Raw genomic sequence first — 9863 nt, 5'->3', positions numbered from 1 at the left:
TGCTGCTGCCGTGGCGTTTGCGGCGACGGCGCTGCGGCACGCGAAGCCCTTCTTCGCGCCAAAGGCGTTGCACCTTCTTGTGATTGACTGCCCAGCCTTCAGCGCGGGCGTCGTGATACGCGGGCCGAAACCCACGTCGTGGGCGGTCCTTGGCGTACTGGCGAAGCCAGGCTCGCAGGGCGGCGTCGGGATCCTCGGGGGTCGCAGAGACGGCTGCGTGCCGCTGGGTTGCGCGGTGCTGCCCGGTCACGCGGCAGGCAAACCGTTCGCTGACCCCCAGCACGCGCTGGAGGTGACGAACGGCCGCCCGCCGACGTTCCGGGCCTAGAAGTTTCCCTTCGCGATCTCCCGCAGCGCGTCCTTCTCCAACTCCGCGTCTGCCAGCAGGCGTTTGAGGGTGGTGTTCTCGCGTTCGAGGTCCTTGAGCCGTTTGGCGTCCTCGGCCTTCAACCCGCCGAACTGGTTACGCCACCGGTGGTAGGTGGCCTCGGAGACACCCAGTTCGCGGCACACCGCTGCCGTGTCCTTACCCTCGGCCAGGAGCCGATCGGCCGCCATCAGCTTGCGCACAATCTGCTCCGGGCTGTGCCGCTTCCTCGTCGCCATGATTTTGTTGAGCCTTCCTGCCCACGTCGTGGGCTGCAAGACTCTCATAAGCCATGGATCAACCAAACGGGGTCAGGCCAGTCTGGCCCGAGGAAGAGGTGTTGATCGACCCCGCCAACCTTTCGCCCGATGAGCGGTCATTATTGGACCTGGCCGGAGCGGTGTGCACGCGCGCCTGGTGCGACGACGACGGGTCGTTGCATCTCGGGTTCTCCCGCGGACACCGTATCGATGTTGATCCGGACGCAGCGGAGACCGCGTGGGAGCTCTATGGCAAACGCCACGGTTACATGGCGTGTCTGCCGCGGGGTCGAGTCCGAGCGGTTCGGCACGATCTTCCTGATGAAGATGATGACTCAGATGCGACGTAAACCGTTAGGGACGTGCGCAGCCAGGCGCAGCGGTAGCCTGCTGCGCTTGGTCGGCACGGCGACAGAGTTTGCCGGAGTCGACGACATCGGTCGGCAGGCCCGCAGTCGGTAGGTGCTTATGTCATCCCGATCGTGCGGTCGAGGAAATCGGTGACCGCGGCGGTGAAGGCGTTGTTGTCGTCGCCGGCAACCATGTGACCGGTACCGGTCACGTCAGTTGTTTCGGCGTGCGGTACCAGTTCGACGAATTCGTCGACCGTGTCCTGGGAGACCACGTCTGAAAGCGCGCCACGCACCAACAGCGTCGGTGCCGTGATTCGACGTGCTCCTTCGACGAGAAATCCGCCGATGGCGTCGAACTCCTCGGTGCTCGTCGCGAGATCACCTTCGAGGAAATCGAAGTTGGAGCTGATGAAGGCCGGATCCCATCGCCAGATCCATCGGCCGTCGTCACGTTGGCGCAGGACCTTGTGCAGGCCGTCGAGATTTTCGGGCCGTCCTCGGTGTTGGTTGTATTCGGCGATCACGTCGGCGGCGTCATTGAGCGTGCCGAATCCGTCGGGGTGAGCGGCCATGAATGACACGACGCGGCGGGCCCCATGGAATTCCATCCTCGGGGTGATGTCGACCAGTACAACGGCTGCCCATAGGTCAGCTGGCGCCACCAAGTGCGTAGCGAGGATGATCATGCCGCCCAGCGATGCGCCAACGACGGCGGGGGGCTTCTCGGCGCTGAAGTGTTCTCGTACCGAGATCAGATCGGACACGAATCGTTCGACGTCATACTGTCCGTTTGGGTCCCAGTCGCTGTCGCCGTGGCCTCGTGTGTCGTAGGCGACGACGGTGTAGCCGTGGGAATGGAGTCGGCGTGCCGTGGTGGCCCAGGCGTGGCGGTTCTGACCGCCGCCATGTAGGAGCACCACTACGGGGCGAGTTGCGGCGTGCCGGTAGCAATCTGCTACGAGGGTGATGCCGTCGTCCGTGCGGATGCACTCCTGAGTAATTGTCATGTGGTCCGATTCTTTTGCGCGAAGTGCGCGTACACATAGGCGCGCATGGCCGTTGTCACGACCCGTTTTCCTTTGGGTTCACGACTGTGACGGTGCCCTGGGCGGCGCAGACCGGCTTGCCGTTGTTCGTGATATCGATACGCGCTACGCCGCTCCGCTTGCCCAACGAAATGATGTCGGCCACCGCCACGCACACTCCGCTGGAGACCGGGCGCAGCAGGTTCAATTTGAATTCTGTTGTGGCGACCCAACAACCGGCGGGGATCACTGGATAAAACAGCACCCCGAGGCAGTGATCGACCATGGCGGACAGGCACCCGCCGTGGAGATTTCCAAAGGGTGTGAGCAGGTCCTCCCGGGCATCCATTTCGGCAACCAAGCGGCCTGCTATCAGCTGGGTGTGGCGGAAGTTCAGGTATGTCGACAGTCCACCCGCAGTCGTCGTCGCACTGAGCATCTGTTCGGCGATCCGTTCGTCGAACCGGGCGAATTCCACGCCCGTCACGCTACGCACTCCATCGGGTGACAGCATCACCGGCAGCGTGGTCGGCCGTGCTGAGTCAAGAGTTGCCGTTGAGGCCACCAGCTGGCCTCACGCAGCAATGTGGCGATCGCGGGAACCGTGAGGGTGCGTACGACGAAGGTGTCCAGTAGTAGTCCGCAGCCGATAATCAGTCCGGTTTGGATCATGATGTCGACGGAGCCGACCATGAGCCCGAACATGCTGGCGGCGAAGATGATTCCGGCCGAGGTGATGACCGAGCCGGTGTTCGCGACGGTACGCAGGACGCCGACGCGGATGTTGCGGGCGGATTCTTCGCGCAGCCGAGAAATGAGCAGCATGTTGTAGTCGGCGCCTACCGCTACGAGAATGATAAAGGCGAGAAGTGGTACGGGCCAAGCGATTTCCTTGCCGAGGCCGTATTGAAAGACGAGGGTTCCGATGCCCAGCGCGGCGCCGTAATTGAGCACGACGGTGCCTAACAGGTAGAGCGGGGCGACCAGGGCGCGCAGCAGTAAGACCAAGATGAGGCCAACGATGACGAGGGTGGCGACGGCCAGCTGATGGAAGTCGGCCGACAGTAGGTGCTGGATGTCGGAGTTGACGGCGGGAAAGCCTGCCATCGACACCGTGGCGTTGGCCAGGGAGGTGTTGGGCCGTGCGGCATTGGCGACATCGGTGATTTTGTGGGCGAGGTTCATCGCCTGGCTGCTGTAGGGGTCATAGCTGGACTCGATGGAGAAGCGCGCGGTTTTGCCGTCGCCGGATAGGAAATGCTTGGCAACGTCTGCGAATTGGCGGTTTTCGAAGGCATTGGGGGGAAGGTAGAAGCCGCTGGCGCTGTCTGAGCCGGCGCTGGCCCGCGCGGAATTCTGTAGTTGGGTGGCAACCTGACTCATGCCGGACAGCATTTGGATGTTGCTGTCGGCAAGTGTATGTACGCCGGTAGCCAAGGCTTGTGCGCCGGAGGCCAGTTGGCTGATGCCGCCTTGGAGGCGACGGATGTTGCCGGCCAGGTCGGCGGGGTCGCCGAGTGCTCCGAACGCCTTGTCCAGCGAGGTGACGGTGTTCTGCATGTCGGCCAAGGTGCCTGCGGCCGTGTCGCTGCCCGGTTGGTACAGGTCGCCAAGGTTGGCGAGTTGGGTGAAGAAGCCGTTATTGCGCAACGTCGCCAGAATCTGCACTTGGTCGCGGATCGGGACGCATTCGGGTGTGGTGGCACACCACGGGGAGGCGTTGAGCGCGCCCACGAGGGGGTCGATCGTGGCAATGGCGTTTTGGGCTTGCTCGGCCTCTTGACGCAGTCCGGGCCCGGATCGCATGGCTTGGTCGACGGCAGGCGCGGTAGCCGAAAGCTGCTGTAGCAGCGGCCGGAAACGCTGGGCTTCGGATCCTGCGGACTGCGTTTGCGTAAGGACCCCGGTCAGGGGCGTCAGCGCCGTGCGCAGGGTGGTGTCGAGTTGTGCCAGACCGCCAGCGAGTTGGTCGGCGCCGCCGGTGAGTTTGGCCAGATCGGCCTTATGGGCGTCTCCATCGGCGACCGCGCCGGCCATCTTGTTACCGATCTGACCGTTTTGCCAGGACAGTTGAGCTTGGTCCAGGCGTGCGCCCGTAGGGCGGGTGACACCGGAGACCTTGGTGACGCCCGGCAGTTGCGACACTCGGGACGCCATTTCATCCAGATCGGCTAGGCCCTTGCCGGTACGCATATCGGCAGGTGATTCAACGACCATGAATTCGCTGATGACGATGTCCTTGCGAAAGTGCCTGTCCAGCAGGTGATAACCCTCGTTGCTCGCGGTGGTCGCCGGCTGTCCGTGGCGATCGTCATAGCTGACGTGCATAGTCAGCGCGACAGCTGCGAGGCCCAGCACAACGACCAGACTGGCGGCCAAAAGTGGTACGGGTCGGCGGACCACGGCCACTGCGATCCAGTTCCAGTAGCGACGGGTGCGGTCGGCTTTTGGTTCACCGATGCCCCGTCTGGCGGCCAGCGCCAGCACAGGGGGGAACAATGTCACCGTTGCTGCGAAACCGACAAAAACAGCGATTGCGCAGGCGGGGCCCAGCGCGGCGAATACGCTTAATTTCGCGAACACCATGGTCAAAAAAGCCAACGCCACGGTGGCGGCCGAGGCCAGAATCACGCGCCCGATCGTGGCCGTTGCATTGATTACCGCGAGATCGGCCGAGACCTCTTGTCGTCGCTGCTCGTGATAGCGGCTGATCAAAAACACCGAATAATCGGTGCCGGCACCCAGCAGGATCGCCATCATGAACGCGATGGTGAACTGCGACACCGGCATGCCTGATTCGCCGAGCGCTGACAGCACTCCGCGCCCCACAGCCAGGCTCACACCGATGACCAGCAGTGGCAGCAAGGCGGTAAAGATTGACCGATATATGACCAGCAAGATCCCTGCGATCAGACCTGCCGTCGCGACCGAGATGACAATCAAGTCCTTTTCAGCTGAATCGATTTGATCGCTGAAAGTCGTCGGGGGGCCGGTTACGCGGACGGTAGTGGACGAGGCGGCGAAGGACTGAGCGGCGATCGCGCGTACCGCTTTGACGGATTCGGCAGCGTTGAGATCACCGAGTGTTCCGACCACGCCGACCGGCAGATACCAGGCCTTGCCATCCTGGCTGACTGCCTGGGTGGCAGTGACCGGGTCGGCCAACAGATCTTGAACCAGGCGCACGTGCTTGGAGTCGGCACGCAACCGCGACAGCATCGTGTTGTAGCGCTGGCGCACCGGCGCAGTCAGGCCGGCCGGATCCTCCATCGCGACAAATATGGTCGTCTTGGATCCCTGCTCGCCGAATGCCGCGCCCATGCGCTCTACTGTTTGAAGCGACGGCGCATCACGCGGTATGAGATTTACCGACTGTTGTCTGACAACGGTTTCCAGCTGCGGGAAGAGCAGCGCCAGGGCGGCGGCGGTCACCACCCACACACCGATCACCAGCACTTTATGCCGGATGCTGAAACCCGCCAGGCGGGCTAGCCGATCGCTGTATGCGCCCTCACCGGCCGCAACTTTTTGAAGGCGTTCCCGAACCGGCCGGCTTAAGGTCGCCAAGCCCGAAGAGGCCCAGCCGTTGTCTGCCATCCCCGCCCCGCTACCTCGAAAGAAACCAACGGTATCCGCAACAGTACTACCAGTACCCTTCTACGCGGCCGGTCAAACTGCCACCGCTATGTGCAGCTCGATCGCTGCTGCGCACTTCGGACCGACACCAGCGCACAGTCGGCGGTCCAGCATGATGGGCACAGCAACACGTGATCCCTTAGTGCACAGGTGGTTTGACAATGCCGATGCACGATCGCCGAAACCCTGACAGTTTCATGAACGGCGTAGCCGAAACGCCAGCCGAGAGGCTAATCTGATCGGCTCGTCGCGCACGTGGTTATACATTTCCCGGTTCATCAGGTCGTCGTCCAGATATGAACAGGAGCGAGGCGGGTAATGACGTGGACGAACGCCGCCTTGGTCTTGCGGCGGCCTTCGGTGCATACACCGGGAAATGCTGCGACCAGCCAGCCTCACACCGCGAACCCCGCGCGTCCACAATCGAGTCTTGGTTAACGCAAGCGGCACATTCATCGCAGACCACCACTGCCCGTCTGCGCGATTTCCCCTGGCACAAGCTGGGAAAGTTCAATCGACAGCCCCACGAACTGGCATGTAGCGGCCGCATCGCGGAGCTCCTGAACCAAGGACGACCGTTCGATCCGCTGACTGATCATGATTCCTCCTTCCGCGGCGAGGCCATATGGATAAGTGTACTGATAGTATCGCTACGATACTACTAGTATCCTTCCTTGGCAGCAGCCGACTAGATCGGCCGGCACAGGCGATTCGCTGCGGGCCGGGCACGCGTGGGGTTTACGGTGACTAGGTGGAGCGCGACGCCCTTGAATCCCCGGTCGACGACGATGACGACGTCGATCCGCGCCGGCTGCGCTCACGGGCCCGGCTACTGGATGCGGCCACCAAACTTCTCAACACCGGCGGCATTGAAGCAGTCACCATCGACGCGGTCACCAAAGCCTCCCGGGTCGCGCGCACGACCCTTTATCGCCACTTCAGCAGCTCGACTCAACTACTTGCGGCCACGTTTGAGCGGCTCTTGCCGCAGGTCACCCCTCCGCCGGCGGCAGGATCGTTGCGGGATCAACTCGTTGAGCTGTTGGGTCGGCAGGCCACGCTGTTCCAGGAAGCACCGCTGCAAGTCACGACCTTGGCGTGGGTCGCGCTGGGCCCGACGCCGGACGGCACGGCGGAAAACTACGATCGCGGTGCGCTGCGAGCGCGGATCATCGATCACTATCGGCAACCGTTCGATGCCCTCCTAAAAAGTCCTGAGGCTCGCGCTGAATTCGATGAATTCGACCTGGAGCTGATCCTGTGTCAACTCGTGGGGCCGGTCGCGTTCGCTCGGTTGACCGGGCTGCGTGTCATCGATCGTGATGACTGTGAGCGCATTGTTGATGACTTCCTCGCCGCGCACCGTCGCCAGTCCGACGGGCCCCCGTGAAAGGCCAGCGTCGGCGAATCACGATCGGCCCGATGCCGAGCGCGGTCAGTGCCTATACCACGAGATCGGCAACGACAGATAGCCCCGAATGGGTCCTGAGCGCAGTCGCTGTGCGCGCGCCAAGTCGATTTGCCAATTGGGCACACGCGCCAGCAGGGCGCGAAGCGCTATACGCGCCTCCATCCGCGCCAACGAGGCACCAAGACAGAAGTGAATGCCTCGCCCGAATGCAACTTGATGGTCGGGTTTTCGCTCGATGTCGAACACGTCGGGATCCGCAAACACACGTTCGTCGCGATTGGCCGAGCCGAACAACAGAAGCACCGAATCACCGGCAGACATCGCTACACCATGCAACGTGACATCTCGGGTCAGCGTTCGTGAAAGCCCTTGAGCTGGTGAGTCGTACCTGAGCAGCTCCTCGACTGCGGCACCGAGCAAACTCTCATCCTCTGCTAGGCGGTGGCGGACGTCGGGATAGTCGGCTAGCACCACCGCGGCATTCGCGAGCAGATTCGAGGTGGTCTCGTGGCCAGCTATGAGCAGCAGCAGACAAAAGCCAAGCAGTTCGTCGTCGCTGAGGCGTTTTCCGTCGATCTCGGCACACACCAACGCTGACATCAAATCGTCGCGCGGTTGGCGGCGGCGCTCGGCGAGGAAGTCGGTGAAGTAGCCATAGATCGCGGCTGCGGCCGCCAGAGCCTCGCCAGTCTCGCCGCGGGAGGGATTGGACTGAACCAGCGCATTCGACCATTGCCGAAACTGTGTGCGGTCCTCGCGCGGTACGCCGAGCAAATCGGCGATCACCATCGCTGGTAGGACAGCCGCGAAGTCGGCAACGAAATCCGCCGAACCTGCTTCCTGGACCAGGACTGCCGTCAAGCGATCTGCGAGCCCCTCGATCCCGCTCGCGAGCCCTGCGATGCGCCGTGGCGTGAAGGCCTTACTCACCAACGCGCGCAGCTGATCGTGTCGCGGTGGATCCATCAAAATCATCATCGGCAGCAGTGATTCGCGAAAATTGGAGCCCGGCGGAGTCGGAAATACTCCGTCGACCGACGAGTAGTTGTGATGGTCCAGTAGCGCGTGGGTGACATCTGCGTGGCGACTCAGCACCCACGTGTTGGTATCGGATGCACGGTAGACCGGTGCCTCGTTGCGTAGCTGGCGATAGACGGGATACGGGTCGTCCTGAATTTCTGCGTCGAAGGGGTCGTAGCGAAGTTGTACCGTCGACATTTCGTCTCCTGCCAGATTGCAGAACACTGGTTTAGACTGAGAGTTTAAACCTGGGGGAGGATGTTATGCGCAAAATTCCCGCTCAGATTGCCGGCCGGTTACCGGTTGCGGCCGAACTCTTTGCCGAGCGCGGTCTTAATGACACCAAGATCGAAGATGTAGCCACAGCCACCGGTATCGCAAAGGCCACGCTGTACTACTACTTCGCCGGCAAAGAAGAAATCCTGGCATTCCTACTCGAAGACACCCTGCGACACGTTGCAGACGAGGTCACTGCCATCGTGGACGCAGAAGGCAGCGGAGCCAACCGTCTGCATGCCGTGATCCGTGCGCAATTGCGGGTGATGGCTCAGCGTCCCGCGGTCTGCCGCGCCCTTATCGGAGAACTCGGCCGTGCTGCCCGTATGCCTGTGATCGCCGACATGATCGGCACTGCCTACTTTGAACCCGTCGAGACTTTGCTTCGCGAGGGTGCTGATGACGGCTCACTCGTGCAGCTCGACAATGCGAGGGCAGCTGCCACCGCGCTATTCGGTGCTGTCACCATCAGTGCGCTGACCTACTTAGTCACCGACGATGCTCTCGACGAAGGTTTAATCGCGAGGACAATTCACGACGTTGTGTTTATCGGCTTACGGCCACGTTAGCTGCCCGGCAATGACGGCCATCTCTCCCGACCTGGCGCCACGCCCGTCGGGCTCGGGCCGTGCCGCACATGTCACGGTGGGCACCCAACCCGGACGTGTCTTGACTGCGACGGCGTGGTGTATGGAGCGACGCTGACCGCCGGTTGCAGAATTCTCGCCTGGCGTTCGTCGTCATCCACACGTCGTTGGACCTGCGGTTCTGCCGTGCCGCTCCAGCGGGCGACTTGACGCTTATTCGTCTTTAATGATCGAGAATCACCTGGCCTGACCCCGTTTGGTTGATCCATGGCTTATGAGAGTCTTGCAGCCCACGACGTGGGCAGGAAGGCTCAACAAAATCATGGCGACGAGGAAGCGGCACAGCCCGGAGCAGATTGTGCGCAAGCTGATGGCGGCCGATCGGCTCCTGGCCGAGGGTAAGGACACGGCAGCGGTGTGCCGCGAACTGGGTGTCTCCGAGGCCACCTACCACCGGTGGCGTAACCAGTTCGGCGGGTTGAAGGCCGAGGACGCCAAACGGCTCAAGGACCTCGAACGCGAGAACACCACCCTCAAACGCCTGCTGGCAGACGCGGAGTTGGAGAAGGACGCGCTGCGGGAGATCGCGAAGGGAAACTTCTAGGCCCGGAACGTCGGCGGGCGGCCGTTCGTCACCTCCAGCGCGTGCTGGGGGTCAGCGAACGGTTTGCCTGCCGCGTGACCGGGCAGCACCGCGCAACCCAGCGGCACGCAGCCGTCTCTGCGACCCCCGAGGATCCCGACGCCGCCCTGCGAGCCTGGCTTCGCCAGTACGCCAAGGACCGCCCACGACGTGGGTTTCGGCCCGCGTATCACGACGCCCGCGCTGAAGGCTGGGCAGTCAATCACAAGAAGGTGCAACGCCTTTGGCGCGAAGAAGGGCTTCGCGTGCCGCAGCGCCGTCGCCGCAAACGCCACGGCAGCTCCA

Annotated in this window: 6 protein-coding genes and 3 pseudogenes; 4 read left to right on the top strand and 5 right to left on the bottom strand. The window is 62.6% G+C overall.

Annotation, left to right across the window (positions count from 1 at the left end; genetic code table 11):
* Window positions 1-606, bottom strand: a pseudogene (locus A9X01_RS30910) (transposase); the annotation flags it as partial.
* An 83-nt stretch (window positions 607-689) separates the two neighbouring features.
* Here A9X01_RS30910 and A9X01_RS31540 point away from each other — a divergent pair.
* Window positions 690-977, top strand: a pseudogene (locus tag A9X01_RS31540) (DUF6188 family protein); the annotation flags it as partial.
* A 116-nt stretch (window positions 978-1093) separates the two neighbouring features.
* Here A9X01_RS31540 and A9X01_RS21360 read toward each other — a convergent pair.
* Genes A9X01_RS21360 through A9X01_RS21350 form a run of 3 tightly spaced genes read right to left on the bottom strand, consistent with a single transcriptional unit; the run spans window position 1094 to window position 5602 of the window.
* A complete protein-coding gene (locus A9X01_RS21360) occupies window positions 1094-1987 on the bottom strand; it encodes an alpha/beta fold hydrolase (protein ID WP_065122654.1) in 894 nt (297 codons plus the stop codon).
* 55 nt (window positions 1988-2042) lie between these two features.
* Window positions 2043-2519: a PaaI family thioesterase gene (locus tag A9X01_RS21355; RefSeq protein WP_418303051.1), complete on the bottom strand. Its 477-nt coding sequence runs from the start codon at window positions 2517-2519 to the stop codon at window positions 2043-2045.
* Window positions 2519-5602: an MMPL/RND family transporter gene (locus tag A9X01_RS21350; protein ID WP_081282528.1), complete on the bottom strand. Its 3084-nt coding sequence runs from the start codon at window positions 5600-5602 to the stop codon at window positions 2519-2521. The genes A9X01_RS21355 and A9X01_RS21350 overlap by 1 nt, the downstream gene beginning before the upstream one ends.
* 790 nt (window positions 5603-6392) lie before the next feature.
* Between A9X01_RS21350 and A9X01_RS21345 the strand changes: the two genes are divergently transcribed.
* Window positions 6393-7031 carry a TetR/AcrR family transcriptional regulator gene (locus tag A9X01_RS21345; RefSeq protein ID WP_065122653.1) on the top strand — a complete coding sequence of 213 codons (639 nt, stop codon included), beginning with the start codon at window positions 6393-6395 and terminating at the stop codon, window positions 7029-7031.
* A 45-nt stretch (window positions 7032-7076) separates the two neighbouring features.
* On the opposite strand, the gene A9X01_RS21340 is transcribed toward A9X01_RS21345, so the two are convergent.
* Entirely contained in the window at window positions 7077-8270 is a 1194-nt protein-coding gene (locus tag A9X01_RS21340; RefSeq protein WP_065122657.1) for a cytochrome P450, read from the bottom strand.
* A 65-nt stretch (window positions 8271-8335) separates the two neighbouring features.
* Here A9X01_RS21340 and A9X01_RS21335 point away from each other — a divergent pair, with 65 nt between their 5' ends.
* On the top strand, window positions 8336-8917 hold the full coding sequence (locus tag A9X01_RS21335; RefSeq protein WP_065122652.1) for a TetR/AcrR family transcriptional regulator: 582 nt from the start codon (window positions 8336-8338) through the stop codon (window positions 8915-8917).
* Between the two features lie 340 nt (window positions 8918-9257).
* Window positions 9258-9863 (top strand): annotated as a pseudogene (locus tag A9X01_RS30100) (transposase); the annotation flags it as partial.

This window comes from Mycobacterium asiaticum, from assembly GCF_001668675.1.
Taxonomy (GTDB): domain Bacteria; phylum Actinomycetota; class Actinomycetes; order Mycobacteriales; family Mycobacteriaceae; genus Mycobacterium; species Mycobacterium asiaticum_D.
The sequence above is the reverse complement of the archived record's forward strand: the minus strand, read 5'-3'. Positions and strand labels throughout refer to the sequence as shown.

Coding starts and splice junctions, on each gene's coding strand:
- A9X01_RS21360 (WP_065122654.1), bottom strand. CDS start 1,987: ATGACAATTACTCAGGAGTGCATCCGCACGGACGACGGCATCACCCTC.
- A9X01_RS21355 (WP_418303051.1), bottom strand. CDS start 2,519: ATGCTGTCACCCGATGGAGTGCGTAGCGTGACGGGCGTGGAATTCGCC.
- A9X01_RS21350 (WP_081282528.1), bottom strand. CDS start 5,602: ATGGCAGACAACGGCTGGGCCTCTTCGGGCTTGGCGACCTTAAGCCGG.
- A9X01_RS21340 (WP_065122657.1), bottom strand. CDS start 8,270: ATGTCGACGGTACAACTTCGCTACGACCCCTTCGACGCAGAAATTCAG.
- A9X01_RS21335 (WP_065122652.1), top strand. CDS start 8,336: ATGCGCAAAATTCCCGCTCAGATTGCCGGCCGGTTACCGGTTGCGGCC.